We start from the raw sequence: 19,964 nt of genomic DNA on the forward strand, positions 1-19,964 counted from the left end.
CGCGTCGCGGGGCGTGACGCAGACCTTCCCTCCACGCAGCCCTACCCTCCCCGTGCCCGACGAGCGAGCGCTCGAACGACCGCAAGAGATCAGGAGCGCGACGAGACGATCGAGAGCCACTTCACGACGAAGCCGAGCCCCAGCGCGACGATCGCCAGCACGATCAACAGGATCAGGAGTGAATCTGTCGTGTGCCGTTGTGTGCCGTTTCCTCTCGGCGAACCAACGCGGGCGGGCGCCGGTGCGGGACCCCGACCTGGTGCGCTCCACACCGCGTCGCTCTCCGAACCATGTCGGTGCTCGTGGTCGTCGGTCGGCAGCCGTCCCGCGGCCGGGCAGGCACGCGAGAGCTCGCGTCCGCCGGTCCGGTGGACGCGGCTGACAGCGAACGATCGCGGCGTGGTACGACACGGATGTGCGATTCGACACCGAGATCACGCTGATCGGCCCGTGGCGGGCGCCCGCGCAGATGCTCGCCGACCAGGAGTACGACGGGCACGCGAGCGTGCACGACGACGCGACCGCGGGGTCGCTCGGGCTTGCCGGCGCGCCGATCGAAGGCCCGACGCACTTCAGCCAGGTCGATCCGCTCGCGGTGGCACTGTGGGGGGACGCGTGGTTCGAGCGTGGCTGTCTCAGCGCGCACTTCCGGACGATGGTGGTCCAGGGTGAAGAGGTGCAGGCGTCGCTCCTCGTCCCCGACGCGAGTGGCAGCGTCGTCGCGCGCGCACACAAGCGCGATGGCGCGCAGGTGTTCGCGGGCACGGCGTCGGTGGGGCCGGACTACGGGACGACGGAGCTCGAGCGGCGGCTCGCGACGTTCGGTGATCCCGGCGAGTTGCACGTGCTCGATCGGCTCGAGGTGGGCGCGACCTCGACGGATCCGGGCGTCGTGCGCATCACGCGCAGCGAACGCAACGGGTCGGGGTATCCGTTCTCGCTCGACGAGAAGCTCGCGCGCATCACCGAGCCGCACCCCTGGTACACGGACGCGCCAGCGCGTACGTCGCCGTGGGGCCGTGCGGTCGTGCCCATCGAGATGATCAGCGTGCTCGCTCACAAGAGCGGGCCGTCATGGCCGGTACGCACGCCGTCGCTCGGACTGTTCCTCGATCTCGAGATCCGACTCGTGGACGGTCCCGTATTCGTCGACCACGACTACTCGCTCGAACGCGAGCTCGTCGCGCTCGGTCAGAGCCGCCGAACCGAGTCGTACTGGACGCGCACGACGGTCGTCGACGCCGACTCCCACCGGACCACCGCCGTCGTGTTGCTGCACTCGGGCGTGTTCAAGGACTCGTATCCCGGCTACCCGGGGGCGCAGCCTCCTCGGACGAGCAGCTGACCGTGCTCGGGGGCGAAGATCGGTGCTCAGAGGTTCGGAGCGCGGGTGGTCTCGCGAAGCCACTCCGACCAGATCTTGTGGCCGTCGCGTCGGTCGGGGCAGCGGTGCCGTCCGTCGTCGAAGTCGCGGAGGAAGCCGACCCGACGTACGGGGAGCAACGCGACCGGGCGACCGGTGATCTCACGGCGCGTCGACGCGAGCGTGCTGATCGGAGCGATCTCCGGTCCGCCGAAGTCCGGAGCGCGTCCCTTGGGCGCACCTTCTGTCGGCGCGATCAGCCGCTGGGCGACCTCACCCGCATCGACGACCTGGAACGCGAGATGTGGCGTTCGGAGGAACAGCGGCATCGCGAGAAAGGCGTCGAGCAAGTCGTGAAACTGCGTTGCGCGCTGAATCGTCCATGCGCATCGTGATGCCGAGATGATCCGCTCGGCCTCCCGCTTCACCTTGTAGTACGGGAAGCGATGTCGATCGACTCCCACGATCGAGACGTAGAGCAGATGCGCGCCAGTCGCGGTGACCGCATCGACGACGTTGCGGATGCCCGTCGACCTCGACACGGCCGGCGCCGGGGCGAGGACTCGTCGCAGCGTGGAGCACCACGTCGACGCCCTTGACCACGTCGACGACGCGGTCGCGGTCGGTGACATCACCGCGCACGGCGTCGATGCTGCCTTGACGCTGTGCGTGACGTGAGAAGACGCGTACGTCGTGACCTCGCGCGAGGAGCGCAGGAACGAGGTACCGGCCGAGCGTCCCGGTACCGCCGGTGACGAGCACACGCGCCACGGGCACCAGCTGCCTGCTGGGGGCCCGTTCTGCGGCGGCGGGAGCGCTTCCGCGGTGTTCGGCGACGGACCAGCCCGCGTCGCGGTGGCGACGCGGGGTCAGTGGTCGACGTTCACGTCGGCGCGCCACCCGGCCAGCGCGTGCAGCGCAGCGTGTGACGGCGAGCCGGGCTCCGCGGTGTACACGATCAGCACCTGACCCGGGTCGGCGGCGACGTCCAGTGCTTCGTAGGCAGGCTCCGCGTCACCGTTCGTCGCTCGCCGCGTGCGTCGACGACGGTCGCGTGCCGTTCGTGATGCAGCCGTGAGGGATGCCGGCGCGGCGGGCGAATCCGGCTGCCCGTTGCCGGAGCTGCACCTGCCGCTCCCGCGGCGTGACGTGCGCGCTCCCGGCGGGGAGCACGGCGTCGAGGTTCGCGAGCGTCACGAGACGCGCGCTGATCATCGGCGACGTGCCACCGCGCAGGTCCTGCCAGCGGGCGAACAGGGTTCCGTCGCGCAGGCCGGTCGTGTCGAGCCAGTTCGCGACGCCAGGATCACGGGTCGACAGCACGAACGTGAAGCTGCCGTCGGCGTTCGGTCGGGCTTGGTCGTTGGTGAGGCTCGACTGGCGATCCCAGTACGGCGGTGTGATCGTCCACGGCGTCTGGACGGTCACGCCGAGGTACGGCGCCTTCGCGGGGTCGGCGGTGATGACGAGCGCGTGACCGTCGTCGAGGTGGTAGTTCGCGAACGCGCGCGCGGTCGTGCCCGTGATCAACGGCGCGGACCACACGTTCGACGGCGGCGCGTACTGCAGGCCGAGAATGAAGAAGTCGATCCAGTCCTGCGTCTGGATGCCGCGGACGGTGTCGTCGACGAGCTGCGCGAACGTCTGCGGCGGCGCCGGAGGTGGACCGGCGACGCGGCGGACGGCGAGCGTCGGCGGCGCCTGTGCGCTCCAGTCGCTCAAGGTGTCGCGGACGAACAGCTCCACCGTGCCCGGCTTGGTCTGCAGGTGGTTCGCCGTGCCGGTCCCGGCCGTCGGGTCGATCGTGAGCGTGAACGAGCCGTCGGGCGCGACCGTCATGTCCTCGCCGTCGAGCTGGCTCACCGTGGTCAGGACGTTCACGTCGGTGACGACCTGGAACAGCGTCGTCGCCGGCCGCCGATACGTGAAGCGACCCGTCACGCGGTACGTGGACACGCCGTCGATCGGAACGATGCGGTAGACGGTGTCGGGATCGTCGCCCGCGTAGCGGCCGCCGGGAACGCACGTGCCGAACCAGCGGTGCGGCGGCGACTCGATCCACGACACCATCGGGCGCGCCGGGTCGCCGTTCGCGGCCTTCTGCGCGTACGCGAACGCGAGCTCGCGGATCGCGGGTGCGAGCGAGGCGTTCGTCCGAGGCGTGAGAGCTCCGAGCTTCGCCGTGAGCTTCGCCCGCCACTGTCGCTCGACCGTGGCGGCCGCCGCCTGCACCTGCGGCGTCGCCACCAGCCGTTCCGCCAATCGCTCCGAACGCAGCTCGTCGGCGGTCGCGAGCGGGCCGGGCGCGCGCGATCGCATCGACTCGGCGCCCACCGGTCGGGCCGACATCAGCGTGCCGCCCGTAGCGAGCGCGAGCGTCAGGAGCGCGGACCACGGGAGTCGCCATCCGCGCACCGTCATCCTCCTTCGGGGCTCGGTGTCGAGCGATCGTGCGCGAACACGACGCCGGTCGGGAGGTTCTGGTACACGGCGCCGGTCGGGCCGATGCTCATCGGCGTGTAGTCGTCGTTCAGCGTGCCGCCAGCGCCCGCGCGCGCCTGCCAGACGACGCGTCCCGTCCGGTAGTCGACGGCGGTGAAGTACCAGACCCAGATACCCGCGCGCGCGAGCGTCGCGTCCTGCGTGTACAGGTAGAGCAGCCCGGTGCGCGTCGACAGGTACGGCACGGTCTTGGTCCGCACGTCGATCGTCCACGCGGTGCGGCAACGATGTGCCCCGGGCTCGACGTCCACCCGGGCGACGCCGGGCGCCATCGCCGTCATGTCGTTGTGCGGGCCGTTGTCGGGTGCCGTGAGCCACAGCGGCGGCGCGTTGTAGTCGTTGGTGACGATGATGCTCGCCCGGTTCCCCACCTGGACGCCGATGGGAGACACGTCGCTCGCGCTCCGACCGGCGTCGAAGATCGGTACCGAGCACACGAGGCGGCGCCCGTCGTCCGGAACGTTCCCACGTCGGTACACGAGCACGTGGATCCGCGGGGACGCGTTGTCCGTGATCGTCACGTAGTCGTCGCCCACCAGCGTGACGGTGGCGCCCGAGCCGCGTGCGAAGCCACCCGGCTTGCGCGCCGTCCCCGCGTCGTACTGCTCCCGCCACACCTGGCGCACGCGGCCGTCCGTCAGCGTGAACGCGATCAGGTACCCGACGTTGCTGGAGGACGTGTCCGGAGGTCCGGTGTCCACGTAGATCGTGTCACCGTCGACCGCGAAGCCGTTCTCGACCACCTGCCCGTCGAGGTGCACGACGTGGACGCGCCCGTCGACGTCGATCACGCCGACCGTCGTGGACGGCGCCGGGTTGTCGCCCGCGCCGAGGATCCCGCCGGTCGTGAACCAGATGCGGCCGCTCGCGTCCGGTGCGGTCGCGAGCAGCGACTCGCCGGGCCGGAGCAACCCCGAGACGTCGACCTCACGCACCAGCGTGAAGGTCGTCGTGTCCGCCGTGTCGCTGCGATGCACGACGAAGACGTGACCCTGGGTCGATCCGACGACGACGTCGTCGTGTGCCCGGTCGAGCACGGCATACGCGAGTTGCAGCGTCTCGCCGGCGGGCGGCAGCCACCGCGCGTAGGGCGTCATCGTGCGCGGGTCGACGGCAGCGATGCAGCGCACGATCCCCGACGGCTGCGGCGCGACGCATCCCGTCGTCAACGATCCGTCGCGTCCCCACATCTCGGGCGTGAGCGACAAGGTCTGCGCGCTGATGACGGCGACACCGTCGCCCGTCGGTGCCGGGCAGTCCGACGTGTCGGTGTTGCCGGCGTCGCCGTGCATCAGGGACAGATCCGGGACGTAGCGCGTGATCGGCCCCAGCGAATGGGCCGACACCGGCCGGCCGACGAACAGGGGAGACGGGCCGGGATCCTGCGAGCTGGCGACGGGCCCCGGTGGCGTCTGGACCGCGCGCGGGCCCCCAGGCCCGGCTGCGCATCGAGTCGTGCGCGCGCGCAGCTCGCTCGCGTGAGCGGCCGGAGGCATCCATGACGTGCCGGCGACCAGGCAAGTCGCCGCCGCGAGTCCGAGCACCGTGGCACGTGTTCGCATGTCGCCTCCGATCGGATGGCGCGTTCGCGCCCGGCTACCCTTGCCGCGCGCGGTTCTATCACTCGATTGAACAGAGGTCTATCACGTGATAGAAGAGGTCGCGGGCGTCCCCGACCGGCAGTCGGCGTCGACCCGAACGCGGATCCTGCGCGCCGCGGAACGGCTGTTCGCGACGCACGGGATCGACGGCGTCTCGTTGCGCCGGATCAACACGGAAGCTGGCACGAACGTCGCGTCGACGAACTACCACTTCGGCACCAAGGACGACGTGGTGCGCGCGATCCTCGCCGATCGCATGCCGGGGATCGAGCAGCGACGCCGGCAGATGCTCGACGCGATCGATCCCGGCCATCCGTCGGTCGAGAGCGTCGTGCGCGCGCTGGTCGTGCCGCTCGCGGCCCTGGCCCAGTCAGGTCCCGACGGCCGTGCCTACGTCCGGTTCCTCGGCCGGGTGCGACTCCACGGCGATCCCGAGATCACGCGCCTCGTCACGAACGAGCTCGCGCCGTCGACGCGGAAGGTGTCGAGACTCCTCGACACGGCACTCCCGGGCGTGCCTCGCGACTTGTTGCGCGTCCGTCTGCTGCTCGTCGCCGACCTGATCGTTCACGCGCTCGGTGAACCCGAACGCTACGCGGCGCGGTCGCGACGGTCGTTCGTCGAGACCGTGATCACCGTCGCGAGCGCCGCGCTCTCCGCTCCGGTCGAGCTCCACCGTTGACGAGCGCGCGGCGGTCACGGGTGCGCGACGTCAGCGCGCCCGATCGCCCGTGACGGCGGCACGGGGCACGTGCCGGCGACGGCGATCCGCCTGGTCGTTCGCCGTCGTCTTCATGGACCGCGCCCGCGTCGAGTACCCAACGCTCGCGTGCTGAGGCCCGGCCGCGTGCCTCCCGACGAGGCCGTCGACCAAGTGGCGTCGCCGATACTCGGTCTTCGTCGCGACGTTCGCCGGCGCGATGCTCGCGACGCGGAAGGTCCACGATGACACGGTTCCCGCCGTCGCGATCGTCGTCGCGTACGTGCTGATCATCGTCAGCACCGTCGCGCTGATCCCGTACGTGCACCGCGTCGGTCAGTCGCTCGGGATCTCGTGATCATCGAGTCGTCCGTGATGACACCGTGCGACTCGGGCAAGGGTTCCGACCGATCGGCCCTCGCCGACGACAGGTCCCCGGGAACCGTGGCGGTCCGGCAGTCGGGCGTGGCGTTCGCGGTGGACGAGCGTGCCTTGGTCGAGATGGCTGGTGACGCGGACGTGATCGTCGAGCTCGTCCCCGCGGTCGGCGACTTCGTGCCCGTCGAAGGCAACCGGTTCCGCGTCCACGGTGCCGCGACGGGCATCGACGAGGACCGCATGCGACGCACGGTCGTCGTTGCACGCGAACGCAACCAGGGCCGAAGTGTCGGTGATCGACGAGCTGTGACCCCCGACGCCGCGTCGGTACACAAGTCGCGCCGCTGACCGCGAGTCGTGCCCCAAACGGTCAGGCTCAGCGCCTGGTGGCGCGCCGTGTCGTGGACCGCTTGCGTCGAGCGGCGGCTCAGCATGCGGACGCTCGGCGAGCCCGAGCACGTCCCGATCGAGCTCACGGATCGCTCCTCGCAACACTGAGCCGCGCCCATGCTCGGAGACCATCACGCGTCTGCGGCGCGCGGAAGTAGCGTTCCGCGCCGTGTCGCGGGGAGGAGTGTCGTGACCGTCTGGGACCTCGTCGTCGCCGCGGCAGGCGAGCGTCCCGAACGGGTCGTGTTCGCCGACAGCCACGGCCGGTCGCTGACGACCGTCGAGCTGCGCGACGCGGCCGAGCGTGTCGCGGCCGGGCTCGACGTCACCGCCGGCCAGTTCGTGTCGTGGCAGCTGCCGACCGTGCTCGAGTCGGTCGTCCTGCTCGTCGCGCTCGCGCGCGTCGGCGCGGTGCAGAACCCGATCATCCCGATCCTGCGCGAACGCGAGGTCGGGTCGATCGTCGACCAGATCGGTACGTCGCTGCTCGTCGTCCCCGAGACGTGGCGCGGCTTCGCGCACGGTGACATGGCGCGCGCGCTGGCGACCGACCGCGGGTTCGGCGTGCTGACGATCGACCTCGAAGGGGCGATCGGCGACGCGCTCCGTTTGCCGGCGGGCGACCCGAGCACGCTCCGCCGCCCACCCGCCGACGACGGCGAGTGCCGGTGGATCTACTTCTCGTCCGGTACGACGGCGGCACCCAAGGGCGTCCGCCACACCGACGCGTCGGTGATCGCGTCGTCGCGCGGCATGACGGACCACCTCGGGATCGGCGACGGCGACGTCTATCCGATCGCGTGGCCGGTCACCCACATCGGTGGTGTGACGATGATCGCGTCGGTGCTGCGCGCGGGCGGCCGCCTGGTGCTCTTCGACGGCTTCGACCCGGCGACGATCGGCGACGCGATGGCCGCAGTGCGGCCAACCCTGCTCGGCACCGGCGTCCCCTTCTTCCGCGCCTACCTCGACGCGCAACGGCGTCACGGCGACGCGCCGTTGTACCCCGCGTTGCGCGCGTTCACCGCGGGCGGCGCGCCGACACCACCCGAGCTCGTGCACGAGCTCGTCGACGTCTTCGGTGTCCACGTCGTCAGCTCGTGGGGCCTGACCGAGTTCCCGATCGCGACCTGCGCGTCGCCGTCCGATCCGGCCGACCAGCTCGTCTCGACCGTCGGTCGGGCCTCACCCGGCGTGCGCGTACGCGTCGTCGACGGCGAGCTGCGCCTGAAGGGCCCGCAGTGCTTCACGGGGTACGTCGACGCGACGCTCGACGCCGGCGCGTTCGACGACGACGGCTGGTTCCGCACCGGAGACCTGGGCGAGGTCGACGCCGACGGGTTCGTCACGATCACGGGGCGGCTCAAGGACGTGATCATCCGCAACGGCGAGAACATCTCCGCGCTCGAGCTCGAGGACGTGCTCCTGCGCCATCCCGACGTCGCGGACGTCGCGGTGATCGGCCTGCCGGATGCGCGGACCGGCGAGCGTGTCTGCGCGGTCGTCGTCGCGGTACCGGACCGCACGGTCACGCTCGACGTGATCGCCGCCCACTGCGCCGCGCAGGGACTCGCGCGTCAGAAGACGCCCGAGCAGGTGGAGCTGGTCGCGGCGATCGATCGCAACCCCATGGGGAAGGTCGTGAAGAGCGACCTCCAGGCGCGGATCCTGTCGTCGCGACGCTGACGCCGCCGCGACGTCGCGTCACGTCGCGTCAGGACAGCGCGAGCATCACGGCCGCGAACTGCACCGGCTCGTCGCCGATCACGCGCCAGCGGTGGTCGGTCCCGCGCTGGACGACCGCGTCGCCGGGACCGAGCTCGACCGAGTCGCCGCCGGCGAGGTCGAGACCGAGACGACCCGCGAGCACGACGTCGACGTCGATGCTGCGCGTCCGGTGCCAGCCCGCCTCGAGCGGCGGGCCCGGTTCCATGTCGACGCGCCGGAACCAGGCGCCGCCGGGCGGCGGTTCGAGTGCCCACGGTCCGGTCGGATCCCCGCCTTGCGTCGCGCGCGACAACGGGCCGCCGGTGTGCCAGACGTCGACGAGCCGTGTGGTTCCGCCTTCGAGGCTGCACGAAGGCGGTTCGTCGACGGCGGTGTCGTCGCCGGTGACGACGCGCCGCGCCGACGCGACCTCGCCGACCGACCACGTCATGTCGACCGACGGCTGCGACGGATCCGGGCGCAGCATCGCGACGAAGTACGTGCACGGTTCGTCGCCCGCGACGCGCCAGCGATGCGGCGCCGCGCGCTGGACCACGAAGTCGCCCGCACCGATCGTCGTCTCCCGCCCGTCGCCGGTGCCGAGCACGATCTCGCCGTCGAGCACGACGACGAAGTCGAGTGTGTCGGTCGCGTGCATGCCTGGCCGCGCGTCGTCGTCTCCCTCGACGCGCAGCCAGTCACCGCTCGGCGGGAGCCGGATCACACGCGCGCTCGCGCCGCCGGGTGGTGGTTCGAGCGGGAAGCCGCCACCCGTGCGGTCCGTGCCGTCGGCGACGTCGGCAGGCGGCCCCTCGAGCCAGAGGAGCTCCGCGACCCCGATGCCGCCCGCGACGTCGACGGTCCGGGGCGGGGGACCGTCGCTCGCGATGCCGTCGTCCGCCGTGACCACTCGTCGCCCGAACGCATTGGGTGTCATGACGAGCATGATCGCTCCTGGCGACGGATGGTGCCGTGTGCCAAGGTCGCCGCCATGCACGACATCGTCATCAGGGGCGGCACGATCGTCGACGGCACGGGCGCGCCACCGCGGAGCGGCGACGTCGCGGTCGACGACGGCGTGCTGACACAGGTCGGCGGCAGGGTCGGCGGCGCGGGCCGCCGCGAGATCGCCGCCGACGGCACGGTCGTCGCTCCCGGTTGGGTCGACATCCACACCCACTACGACGGTCAGGTCACGTGGGACCCGGAGCTGACGCCGTCGAGCTGGCACGGCGTCACGACGGTCGTGATGGGCAACTGCGGCGTCGGGTTCGCGCCGGTGCGGCCGGGCGACGAGGGATTCCTGATCGAGCTGATGGAGGGCGTCGAGGACATCCCGGGCACCGCGCTGCACGAGGGCATCGACTGGCAGTGGGAGAGCTTCGCCGAGTACCTCGATGCGCTCGAGCGCATCCCACGCGTGCTCGACGTCGCCGCGCAGGTCCCGCACGCCGCGGTCCGTGCATACACGATGGGCGAGCGCGCACACGAGGACGCCACGGCCGACGAGGTCCTCGCGATGGCGGCGGTCGTCGAGGACGCGTTGCGCGCCGGCGCGGTCGGGTTCACGACGTCGCGCACGGTGCTGCACAAGTCGCGGCACGGGCTCGTGCCCGGCACGTATGCGCCGGCGGACGAGCTGCTCGCGGTCGGCGACGCGATGGGACGGGTCGGGTGGCGGGCCTTCGAGGTCGTGTCCGACCACGTCGGGACCGTGCCGGAGATCGAGCTGCTCGTCGATCTCGCGAAGCGCAGTGGCGGGACGGTGACCTACGCGCTGGCGCAGTCACCGATCGATCCGGACATGCACCGGCGCGCCCTCGCCGACGCCGCGCGCTACCAGGCGGGCGGCGTCGCGATCGTCCCGCAGGTGTCGTCGCGGCCGACCGGGATGCTGTTCGGGCTGCAGTCGTCGCTGCACCCGTTCATCACGCACCCGACGTACCGTGCGTTGCGGGACCTGCCGCTCGACGAGCGCGTCGCGCGACTGCGTGACCCGGACGTGCGCGCGCGGCTCGTGAGCGAGTCACCCGCGACGGGCGACCGCATCGCGGCCGGGCTGATGACCCGCTTCTCGCAGATCTTCCCGCTCGGCGACCCACCCGACTACGAGCCCGCACCGTCGACGTCGATCGCGGCCGTCGCGGAGCGCGAGCGGCGCGACCCGCAGGAGGTCGCGCTGGACTGGCTGCTCGAGCGCGACGGCACGGCGTTGCTGTTCGCGCCGCTGGTGAGCTACGGCGACGGCAATCACGACGCGATCCGCGAGATGATGACGCACCCGGCGTCGGTGCTCGGCCTGTCTGATGGTGGCGCCCACTGCGGGCTCATCTGCGACGCGTCGATGCCGACGACGCTGCTCACGCACTGGGCACGCGACCGGTCGCGCGGCGAGCGAATCGCGCTCGAGGAAGCGGTCCGGCTGCAGACGTCGCGCACGGCCGAGGTCTACGGCTTCCGTGACCGCGGCACGCTCGCGCCCGGACTGCGCGCCGATCTCAACGTCATCGACGTCGACGGTCTCACGGTGCACGAGCCCGAGATGGTCTTCGACCTGCCCGCCGGTGGGCGCCGGCTCGTGCAGCACGTCGACGGCTACGAGGCGACGATCTGCGCGGGCCAGGTCACGTTCGAGGCGGGCGAGCCGACCGGCGCCCGCCCCGGTCGCCTCGTCCGGGCGCGCTGACCCCGAAAGATGCGGCACTGAGCGCCGCATAGCGATACTGAGTGCCGCATCTCGCGTGTTCCGACGACCAACGGAGCTGCACATGACCGCGACGAGCAGCACGGCCACACCGGTTCGCCATCCCGACCGCCTGTACATCGGGGGCGAGTGGGTCGCGCCGTCGACCGGGTCGACCATCGACGTCATCGACTCCGGGACGGAGGAGCTCTACTACCGGGTCGCGGAGGCCCAGGCCTCGGACATCGACCGAGCCGTCACCGCGGCGCGGGCCGCGTTCGACGAAGGGACGTGGCCGTCGCTCACGCACAAGGAGCGTGCGGACTACCTGCGCGCGCTGGGCGCCGCGCTCGCACCGCGCGCGGACGCGCTGGCGCAGCTCTGGCCGCGCGAGTCGGGCACGATCGCCAAGATGGCGAAGTTCGCCGCCATGGTGATGCAGAAGGACTTCGACGCCTACGCGTCGCTCGCCGACACGTTCGCGTTCGAGGAGCCCGCGACACCGTCGCAGGGCGGCTTCGGTCTGATCGTGCGCGAGCCCGTCGGCACGGTCGGGGCGATCGTGCCGTGGAACAGCCCGCACGCGCTGATCCCGCACAAGATCGGGCCCGCGTTGCTCGCCGGCTGCACCGTCGTGCTGAAGATGTCGCCCGAGGCCCCCGGCGCGGGGTACGTCGTCGCGGAGGCAGCCGAGGAGATCGGCCTCCCGCCCGGCGTCCTGAACGTCGTGACCGCCGACCGGGAGGTGTCGGAGCTGTTGGTGCGCGATCCGCGCATCGACAAGATCACGTTCACGGGCTCGACCGCCGCGGGACGGAAGATCGGCGCGATCCTCGGCGAGCGGATCGCGCGGATGACGCTCGAGCTCGGTGGCAAGTCGGCCGCGGTGATCCTCGACGACGCCGACATCGAGACGGCCGCGAAGACGCTCGCCCGGGCCGAGTGCGCGATGACCGGTCAGGTCTGCTCGTCGCTCACGCGCATCGTCGTCACCAACAAGCGTCACGACGCGATGGTCGAGGCGCTCGCGGAGAGCTTCGGGCGCGTGCGTGTCGGTGACCCGTTCGACGATCAGACGCAGATGGGTCCGCTCGCGATGGAGCGCCAACGCGCCCGCGTCGAGGGCTACATCAAGAAGGGCGTCGACGAGGGCGCGACGCTCGCCGCCGGCGGCAAGCGGCCCGCGCATCTCGAGCGCGGGTGGTTCATCGAGCCGACGGTGTTCGGCAACGTCGACAACTCGGCGACGATCGCACAGGAGGAGATCTTCGGGCCCGTCCTGAGCGTCATCCCCGCTGCCGACGAGCAGGACGCCGTGCGGATCGCGAACGACACGATCTACGGGCTCAACTCCGCGGTGTTCACGCCGGACCCCGAGCGGGCGCGCTCGGTCGCCGCCAAGCTGCGCGCCGGGACGGTCGGCATGAATTCGTTCCGCACGGACTTCGGCATCGCGTTCGGCGGGTTCAAGCAGTCCGGCATCGGCCGCGAGGGTGGCAAGGAAGGTCTCGTCCACTTCCTCGAGACCAAGACCGTCATCCTCGACGAGCCGCCGGCCGGGTACGACGCGAACGACTGACGTCACCCGTCACTCGTGCGTCGCTCGACCGCGTATGGCGCGGTTCGACGACGCACGAAGGGGTCAGCGCGCCGCGGTGAGCTCGACCGCCGTCGCGACGACGTCGCGTTGCCGGTACTCGCGGACGCCGCCGCGCAGCTGCACGGTCGCGGACGCTTTCCCGACGCGGAACGTGAACGAGCCTGGCTCGACGACGAAGCGCATGTCCGGGTCGTAGAACGCGAGCCGACTCGGGTGGACGGTGAAGCGGACCGTCCGCCGTTCGCCGGGCCCGAGCGCGACCTTGGCGAACCCGCACAGCGCACGCTCGGGACGCGCCACGGACGCGACGTCGTCGCCGACGGTGAGCTTCACGACGTCGATGCCCGGGCGGTCGCTCGTGTTGCGCGTCTCGATCGACAGGACGACGGGTTCGGTCGTCGACCCCTCGCGCTCGATGTCGAGCGGGCCCCGCTCGAACGTCGCATACGAGAGCCCGTGACCGAGCGGGAACAACGGCGTACGGGAGCAGTCCGTGTAGTCGCCGTAGAACATGCTGCGCCCGCCGCCCGCACGCGGTGACCGGTACACCGGCACCTGTCCGACCGTGCGCGGGATCGACACCGGCAGCCGGCCCGACGCGTCGATCCGACCGGTGAGCACGTCGGCGATCGCGTTCCCGCCCTCCTCGCCGGGCAGCCACGCGTACACGAGCGCAGACGCGCGCTCCGCGATGTCCGCCAGCGCGTGGACGCGCCCGCTGACGACGACGACGACCGTCGGCGTGCCCGTCGCGAGCACCGCGTCCACGAGCTCGTGCTGGACGCCGGTCAGCGCGAGCGAGGTCGCGTCGCGCGCTTCGCCCACCGTGGAGTGCGGTTGGAGCCCGGACTCGCCGCCGACGAACACGATCGCGACGTCCGCGCCTGCCGCGACGGACGCGGCCGCGGCAATGCCGTCGGCGTCGTCACCGGTCACCGCGCAGCCGCGCTCGTACGCGACGCGGTCGCCGTAGACGTCGCGCAACGCGGCGAGCGGCGTCACGTGATGCGTGAAGTACGGGCCGGCCTGGAGCGACCCCTGCTCGTCGCTGGCGGGGACGAGCGCCGACGCCGCACCCTCGTACACGATCTCGACGTGGGCGGGGTAGTGGTAGTCGCCCTGCAGGAGGCGCGGGTCGTCGGCTGAGGGCCCGATGACCGCGAGCGACCCGACGTCGGGCGCGAGCGGCAGCACGCCGTCGTTCGTGAGGAGGACGAGCGACGACGCGGCCGCGCGGCGGGCGACCGCACGCTGCGCCGGCGTGTCGAACACCGCGGTCGCGGCGGTGGCGTCGACGTACGGCTGCTCGAACAACCCGAGCCGGGCCTTGCTCGCCAGCACGCGCCGCACTGCGCGGTCCACGACGTCCATCGGGACGGTGCCGTCTTCGACCCTCGCCTGGAGCGGCTCGCCGTAGCAGTCGGTGGCGGGGAGCTCGAGGTCGAGACCCGCGGTGATCGCGATCGCGGCGGCGTCCTCGCGGCTCGCGGCGACGTGGTGGTGGGTCATGAGCTGGACCACCGCGAAGTAGTCGGCGACGACCACACCGTCGAAGCCGAGCTCCTCGCGCAGCAACGCGGTCAGGATCGACGCGCCGCCCGCGCACGGGATTCCGTCGACCGACGCGTACGAGTTCATCACCGAGCCGAGGCCCGCGTCGCGGATCGCGGCCGCGAACGGCTCCGCGTAGACCTCGCGCAACTCACGCGGCCCGAGCTGCACGGGCGCCCAGTTCATGCCGCCCTCGGACAGCCCGTAGCCGAGGAAGTGCTTGCCCGTCGCGAGGACGCCGTCGCGCAGCCCGGCCTGCAGCGCGCGCACGTACGCCGTGCCGACGCGGCCTGCGAGGTACGGGTCCTCGCCGTACGTCTCCTCGACGCGACCCCAGCGCGGGTCGCGTGCGACGTCGAGCACCGGCGCGAGCGCCTGGCGCGCGCCGACCGCGACCAGTTGCTGCCGGATGACGTCGGCGACCTCGCCGACGAGCTGCTCATCCCAGGTCGCCGCGAGCCCGATCGCCTGCGGGAAGACCGTTGCGTCACGCGCGCAGTATCCGCCGGTCGACTCCTCGTGCACGATGACCGGGATGCCGAGGCGCGTCTCCTCGAGCGCGAACCGCTGGATCTCGTTCATCAATGCCGCGCGCTCGGCGGGCCGCAGTCCCGTCGTCGCGCCGATCCGCGTCACGTGCCCGATCCCGTGGCGCATCGCGCGCCTCGCCGCCTCGCGATCGAACCCGCGCTCGTCGAGCAGATCGGTGACCCACACACCGCCGAGTTGGGCCAGCTTCTCGTCGAGGGTCATCTCACCGACCAGCGCGTCGACGTCCGGCGTGTTCGGCATCCCAGCTCTCCCGCCATCCAGTTAGTTCGGGTATCGTACGAACTCATGGCCTCGGGCGCACCCGCGCGACCGCCGATGGACCTGTCCGACGTGCGCCGCCACCATCTCTCCCTGGTGTTGGAGCACCTGGCCCGGAACGGTCCGCGGTCACGGGCCGCGCTCGCGCAGGAGACCGGCCTCACGAAGTCAACGGTGTCGGCGCTCGTCGGCGACCTGCTCGCGCGCGATCTCGTCGAGGAGCTCGACACGCCGCGAGCGGGACGGGTCGGCCGGCCATCCGTGGACGTCGGTGTCGCGGGGCGCGGCCTGGGCGCGCTCGGCCTCGCGATCGACGTCGACTCGGTCGCCGCGTGCGTGGTGGACGTGACGGGCGACGTGCGAGTGACGCGGCGGCGCAACGCGGCGAACCGTGACGCACGCGCGTCGCAGGTGGTCGCCCGCCTGCGTACCGTGACGGCGCGCGCCGTGGACGCCGCGGCGCGGCTCGGCATCCGTTGCATCGGCGCGACGCTCGCGCTGCCCGGCCTTGTCGACGCGACGTCGCGGACGTTGTTCGTCGCGCCGAACCTCCACTGGTTCGACGCCGACCTGGGCGCGCTCAGGGGCGACCTGCGGCTGCCCTCCGAGCTGCCGATCGCGGTCGACAACGAGGCGAACCTCGGTGCGCTGGCCGAGCTGCGCCACGGCGCGGGTCGGGACCTGTCGTCGTTCGTGTACGTGTCCGCGGGCGTCGGTGTCGGTGCCGGCGTCGTTGTCGACGGGCGGATCCTGCGTGGCGCGCACGGGTTCGCCGGTGAGCTCGGGCACGTCGTCGTCGATCCCGACGGTCGCCGGTGCGCGTGCGGCGCACGGGGGTGCCTCGAGACCGTGATCGGCGCGGATCGCGACGCGACGCTCGAGCACGCGGCGGACGCGCTCGCCGTCGCGCTGCGGTCGGTGGTGCACCTCGTCGATCCCGAGGCCGTCGTCCTGGGCGGCTCGCTGACCGCGTACGGCGACACGCTCGCGGCGCGCGTCGAGGACCGGTTGCACGCGACGACCCTCGGCGCGCGCTGGCACCCGTGCACGGTTCACCTGTCGACCGTCGGCTCGGACGCGCCCCTGTTCGGCGCGGCGACCGCCGCGCTCGACACCGTCCTCGCCGATCCCACGCTCGTCCCACCCCGCGTCTCCTCGCGGTCCGCGTGAACGGAGGATCCAGATGTCCGACGACTTCACCCCTCGCCCCGAGCATCACTTCACGTTCGGCCTCTGGACGGTCGGCAATCCGGGCCGGGACCCGTTCGGTCACGAGGTCCGCCCACCGCTCGACCCCGTCGACGCCGTGCACCAGCTCCACGACCTCGGCGCGTACGGCGTCAACTTCCACGACAACGACCTCGTGCCGTACGGCTCGTCGCCGACGGAGCGCGAGCGGATCGTGAAGCGCTTCCGTGCCGCGCTCGACGAGACCGGGATGAAGGTCCCGATGGCGACGACGAACCTCTTCAGCCGGCCCGTGTTCAAGGAAGGTGCGTTCACGGCGAACGACCCCGACGTGCGCCGGTTCGCGGTGCGCAAGACGCTGGATGCGATCGACCTGGGTGCGGAGCTCGGCGCGAACGTGTACGTGATGTGGGGTGGCCGTGAAGGCGTCGAGGCCGACGCCGCGAAGGACATCCGGCTCGCGCTCGACCGCTACAAGGAGGCGGTCGACCTGTGCTGCGAGCACATCCGCGAGCGCGGCTACGGGATGCGTGTCGCCATCGAGCCGAAGCCGAACGAGCCGCGCGGCGACATCCTGCTGCCGACCGTCGGGCACGCGCTTGCGTTCGTCCACGAGCTCGAGTGGCCCGACATGGTGGGCCTCAACCCCGAGTTCGCGCACGAGACGATGTCGGGGTTGTCGTTCACGCACGCGGTCGCGCAGACGCTCTGGCACGGGAAGCTGTTCCACATCGACCTGAACGCGCAGCGGATCGGCAAGTTCGACCAGGACTTCCGGTTCGGCTCGGAAGGCATTCGCGACGCGTTCTACCTCGTGCGCCTCCTGGAGGACTCGGGATGGGACGGCATGCGCCACTTCGACGCGCACGCGTACCGCACCGAGGATCCCGACGGCGTGTGGGACTTCGCGCGCGGCTGCATGCGGACATACCTGATCCTCAAGGCGAAGGCGGAGCGCATGCGCGACGACGCCGAGATCCAGGAGGCGTTGCGCGTCGCGAAGGTCGACCGGCTCGCGGAGCCGACCGGTCCGCTCGCTGCGGTCCGGACGGCGCGCCCGGACGAGGACGCGCTCGCTGCGCAGGGCTACGGGCACGAGCGCCTGGACCAGCTTGTCACCGAGCTGCTCCTTGGCGTGCGCTGATGCCACTGGTCGCGGGCGTCGACTCGTCGACCTCGGCGTGCAAGGTCGAGGTCCGCGATGTCGACACGGGAACGATCGTCAGCACGGGGCGCGCGCCCCATCCTGCGACCACTCCGCCCCGCAGCGAGCAGCACCCGGCCGCGTGGCGCACGGCGTTCGACACCGCCTGTCACCTCGCGGGCGCGACCCGGGTGAACCGGCCGGCCGCGATCGCGGTCGCCGCGCAGCAGCATGGGCTCGTCGTGCGCGACGCCAACGGTCACGTGCTCCGCCCTGCGAAGCTGTGGAACGACACCGAGTCCGCCACTGACGCGGCCGAGCTCGTCGCCGCGTTGCCTGACGGCGCGCGCGGGTGGGCGGCCGCGTGCGGGAGCGTCCCCGTCGCGAGCTTCACGATCACCAAGCTGCGGTGGCTGCGCCGCTGCGAGCCCGACGTGTACGCGCGCGTGGCGTCGGTGCTGCTGCCGCACGACTGGCTCACCGCGCAGCTCACCGGTCACGCGACGACCGACCGGGGCGACGCGTCCGGCACGGGCTACTGGTCACCCGCGGAGGGGCGCTACCGCGAAGATCTCCTCGCGCTCGTCGACGACACCGTCGACTGGTCGGCGATGCTGCCACGGGTGGCCGGGCCCACCGATGTGGTGGGGGAGTGGGGCGCGACGGGAGCGGTCGTCGGGCCCGGAACCGGCGACAACATGGCCGCCGCGCTCGGGCTCGGTCTCGAGCCCGGCGACCTCGTGCTGAGCATCGGGACGAGCGGCACCGCGTTCTGCGTGAGCGAGCGGCCGGGCTCGGACGCGACGGGTGCGGTCGCCGGCTTCGCGGACGCGACCGGCCGGCACCTGCCGCTCGTGTGCACGCTGAACGCGACGAAGGTCACCGACGCCGTCGCCCGTCTGCTCGGCGTGACGATGCCCCAACTCGACGCGCTCGCGCTCGGCGCACCCGCGGGCGCGGGCGGGCTCGTCCTCGTCCCGCATCTCGACGGCGAGCGCACGCCGAACCGGCCGGACGCGACGGGCTCGCTCGCAGGACTGCGCTCCGACGTGACGCGCGAGCAGGTCGCCCGCGCCGCGTTCGAGGGTGTGGTGTGCAACCTGCTCGCCGGCGCGGACGCGCTCGCCCACTGGGAGCCCGCCGTGACGTCCGGTCGCGTCGTGCTCGTCGGCGGAGCCGCGCGCAGCGCCGCCTACCGGCAGATCGTCGCGGACCTGACCGGCCGTCCGGTGACCGTCCCCGACAGCGCCGAGCTCGTCGCGCGCGGCGCCGCGGTCCAAGCCGCGGCGGTGCTGACGGGTGAGAGGTTCGACGCGGTCACGCGCGCGTGGAACGTCCGAGCGGGCGCGATGGTCGAGCCGGACCCGACGGTCGACGCGCCCGCCATCCGCGCTGCTTACGCGTCGAGGGCGTCGGGCTGATCGAACCGCGCCTCTCGTCCTCGGACGATCGCGCACAGCGTCTCGTCGTACGGCGCGTCGAACCCGAGCTCGTGGCTGAGGTCGACGACCGCGCCGTTGATCACGTCGATCTCCGAACGGCGGTGGGCGAGATGGTCGAGACGCATCGAAGGGCTCGCGTGCGGGATCGTCGACGCGAACTCGGTGACGTATCGCACCGGGTCGTCGAACGAGAACGGGACGCGCTTCGCGACACCGACGCGGTACGCCTCGCGCGTACAGCCGAGCGCGACACGCCACGCGTCGGCGTTCACCATCAGCTGACCGACGGTCACGTCGAACGCCGCGCACGGCGCGCTGAGCGTCACGTTGCACAGGAACTTCTCCCACACCATCCGGTCGATGTCCGCGAACGCCTGCACGTTGAACCCGGCGTCCGCGAACGCTCGCTCGATCACGCGCACGCGGGCGGTGAGCCCGCCGTGCAGCTCCCCGACGCGGATGAGCCGCATGCCCTCGTGATGGACGTGTCCGGGCTCGGGGATCGAGGAGCCGAACCCCTCCGCGATGCCCACGACGACGTGCTGCTCGGGAACGATCCGCGCGATGCGCGCACCGGAGCCGAGCCCGTTCTGGAACGCCACCACGACGTCGCCGGGCCTGAGCAGCGGGGCGATCTGCGATGCGACGGTCCCGACCGCCCACGCCTTCGTCGCGACCAGCCAGACCTCGCACGCGCCGGCGTCGGCCGGGTGTCGCCCGACGTGGAGACCGCGCACGACGTCGTGCCCGCTCGCTCCCGAGACGGCAAGCCCCGAGGAGGCGATCGCGTCGATGTGCGCGTCCCAGACGTCGATCGCCCACACCTCGTGTCCCGCGCGACCGAGGAACGCCGCGTAGACGGAGCCCATCGCGCCGGTCCCGACGACCGCGATCTTCACGGGTTC

The 19,964-nt window shown here is 71.9% G+C and carries 16 protein-coding genes and 1 pseudogene; 11 read left to right on the forward strand and 6 right to left on the reverse strand.

Translation table 11 applies throughout. From position 1 onward, the window contains the following. Positions 1–415: 415 nt before the first annotated feature. Positions 416–1,345: a hypothetical protein gene (locus tag VFC33_03460; GenBank protein ID HZR12284.1), complete on the forward strand. Its 930-nt coding sequence runs from the start codon at positions 416–418 to the stop codon at positions 1,343–1,345. A 26-nt stretch (positions 1,346–1,371) separates the two neighbouring features. Here VFC33_03460 and VFC33_03465 read toward each other — a convergent pair whose 3' ends face one another. Continuing rightward, positions 1,372–1,827 carry a hypothetical protein gene (locus VFC33_03465; protein ID HZR12285.1) on the reverse strand — a complete coding sequence of 152 codons (456 nt, stop codon included), beginning with the start codon at positions 1,825–1,827 and terminating at the stop codon, positions 1,372–1,374. 34 nt (positions 1,828–1,861) lie between these two features. Between VFC33_03465 and VFC33_03470 the strand changes: the two genes are divergently transcribed. Continuing rightward, a complete protein-coding gene (locus VFC33_03470) occupies positions 1,862–2,041 on the forward strand; it encodes a hypothetical protein (protein ID HZR12286.1) in 180 nt (59 codons plus the stop codon). Between the two features lie 336 nt (positions 2,042–2,377). Here the strand turns inward: VFC33_03470 and VFC33_03475 are convergent, their stop codons facing one another. Continuing rightward, positions 2,378–3,778 (reverse strand): DUF1214 domain-containing protein, encoded by a 1,401-nt coding sequence (locus VFC33_03475; protein HZR12287.1) that lies wholly within the window; start codon positions 3,776–3,778, stop codon positions 2,378–2,380. Positions 3,779–3,780: 2 nt separating this feature from the next. Further along, the gene (locus VFC33_03480) at positions 3,781–5,157 is read right to left on the reverse strand and encodes a hypothetical protein (protein HZR12288.1); all 1,377 of its coding nucleotides are present in this window, start codon (positions 5,155–5,157) and stop codon (positions 3,781–3,783) included. Positions 5,158–5,512: 355 nt separating this feature from the next. On the opposite strand from VFC33_03480, the gene VFC33_03485 reads away from it, so the two are divergent. From VFC33_03485 to VFC33_03500, 4 genes and pseudogenes are all read left to right on the forward strand, one after another. Then, positions 5,513–6,148, forward strand: a complete 636-nt coding sequence (locus VFC33_03485) for a TetR family transcriptional regulator (GenBank protein ID HZR12289.1) — start codon at positions 5,513–5,515, stop codon at positions 6,146–6,148. A 220-nt stretch (positions 6,149–6,368) separates the two neighbouring features. After that, positions 6,369–6,524 (forward strand): annotated as a pseudogene (locus tag VFC33_03490) (hypothetical protein). A gap of 17 nt (positions 6,525–6,541) precedes the next feature. After that, positions 6,542–6,892: a DUF2254 family protein gene (locus VFC33_03495; GenBank protein ID HZR12290.1), complete on the forward strand. Its 351-nt coding sequence runs from the start codon at positions 6,542–6,544 to the stop codon at positions 6,890–6,892. Positions 6,893–7,123: 231 nt separating this feature from the next. Then, entirely contained in the window at positions 7,124–8,620 is a 1,497-nt protein-coding gene (locus VFC33_03500) for an AMP-binding protein (GenBank protein ID HZR12291.1), read from the forward strand. A 28-nt stretch (positions 8,621–8,648) separates the two neighbouring features. Here the strand turns inward: VFC33_03500 and VFC33_03505 are convergent, their stop codons facing one another. Beyond that, entirely contained in the window at positions 8,649–9,587 is a 939-nt protein-coding gene (locus VFC33_03505; GenBank protein ID HZR12292.1) for a cupin domain-containing protein, read from the reverse strand. A gap of 45 nt (positions 9,588–9,632) precedes the next feature. Between VFC33_03505 and VFC33_03510 the strand changes: the two genes are divergently transcribed. Beyond that, positions 9,633–11,327: an amidohydrolase family protein gene (locus tag VFC33_03510; GenBank protein ID HZR12293.1), complete on the forward strand. Its 1,695-nt coding sequence runs from the start codon at positions 9,633–9,635 to the stop codon at positions 11,325–11,327. An 82-nt stretch (positions 11,328–11,409) separates the two neighbouring features. Continuing rightward, the gene (locus VFC33_03515) at positions 11,410–12,903 is read left to right on the forward strand and encodes an aldehyde dehydrogenase (GenBank protein ID HZR12294.1); all 1,494 of its coding nucleotides are present in this window, start codon (positions 11,410–11,412) and stop codon (positions 12,901–12,903) included. 63 nt (positions 12,904–12,966) lie between these two features. Here VFC33_03515 and VFC33_03520 read toward each other — a convergent pair whose 3' ends face one another. Next, complete coding sequence (locus VFC33_03520) at positions 12,967–15,267, reverse strand: glycoside hydrolase family 3 N-terminal domain-containing protein (GenBank protein HZR12295.1); 2,301 nt, start codon at positions 15,265–15,267, stop codon at positions 12,967–12,969. Between the two features lie 45 nt (positions 15,268–15,312). Here VFC33_03520 and VFC33_03525 point away from each other — a divergent pair, with 45 nt between their 5' ends. The 3 genes from VFC33_03525 to xylB are packed head-to-tail and all read left to right on the forward strand — an operon-like array spanning position 15,313 to position 19,038. Beyond that, positions 15,313–16,455 carry an ROK family transcriptional regulator gene (locus tag VFC33_03525; protein HZR12296.1) on the forward strand — a complete coding sequence of 381 codons (1,143 nt, stop codon included), beginning with the start codon at positions 15,313–15,315 and terminating at the stop codon, positions 16,453–16,455. Positions 16,456–16,468: 13 nt separating this feature from the next. After that, a complete protein-coding gene (gene xylA, locus VFC33_03530; protein HZR12297.1) occupies positions 16,469–17,617 on the forward strand; it encodes a xylose isomerase in 1,149 nt (382 codons plus the stop codon). Beyond that, complete coding sequence (gene xylB, locus VFC33_03535) at positions 17,617–19,038, forward strand: xylulokinase (protein ID HZR12298.1); 1,422 nt, start codon at positions 17,617–17,619, stop codon at positions 19,036–19,038. Before xylA ends, xylB begins: the two co-directional genes overlap by 1 nt. Here xylB and VFC33_03540 read toward each other — a convergent pair. After that, the gene (locus VFC33_03540) at positions 19,014–19,958 is read right to left on the reverse strand and encodes a 2-dehydropantoate 2-reductase (GenBank protein ID HZR12299.1); all 945 of its coding nucleotides are present in this window, start codon (positions 19,956–19,958) and stop codon (positions 19,014–19,016) included. The two genes, xylB and VFC33_03540, sit on opposite strands and share 25 nt — an antisense overlap. Positions 19,959–19,964 lie beyond the last annotated feature (6 nt).

This window comes from Acidimicrobiia bacterium, from assembly GCA_035651955.1.
GTDB lineage: Bacteria > Actinomycetota > Acidimicrobiia > IMCC26256 > JAMXLJ01 > JAMXLJ01.

Bases quoted from the DNA above. Each gene is read 5' to 3' on its own strand.
- VFC33_03480 (HZR12288.1), bottom strand. From the start codon at position 5,157: ATGCACGGCGACGCCGGCAACACCGACACGTCGGACTGCCCGGCACCG.
- VFC33_03515 (HZR12294.1), top strand. From the start codon at position 11,410: ATGACCGCGACGAGCAGCACGGCCACACCGGTTCGCCATCCCGACCGC.
- VFC33_03525 (HZR12296.1), top strand. From the start codon at position 15,313: ATGGCCTCGGGCGCACCCGCGCGACCGCCGATGGACCTGTCCGACGTG.
- VFC33_03510 (HZR12293.1), top strand. From the start codon at position 9,633: ATGCACGACATCGTCATCAGGGGCGGCACGATCGTCGACGGCACGGGC.
- xylA (HZR12297.1), top strand. From the start codon at position 16,469: ATGTCCGACGACTTCACCCCTCGCCCCGAGCATCACTTCACGTTCGGC.
- VFC33_03520 (HZR12295.1), bottom strand. From the start codon at position 15,267: ATGCCGAACACGCCGGACGTCGACGCGCTGGTCGGTGAGATGACCCTC.
- VFC33_03505 (HZR12292.1), bottom strand. From the start codon at position 9,587: ATGCTCGTCATGACACCCAATGCGTTCGGGCGACGAGTGGTCACGGCG.
- VFC33_03495 (HZR12290.1), top strand. From the start codon at position 6,542: ATGACACCGTGCGACTCGGGCAAGGGTTCCGACCGATCGGCCCTCGCC.
- xylB (HZR12298.1), top strand. From the start codon at position 17,617: ATGCCACTGGTCGCGGGCGTCGACTCGTCGACCTCGGCGTGCAAGGTC.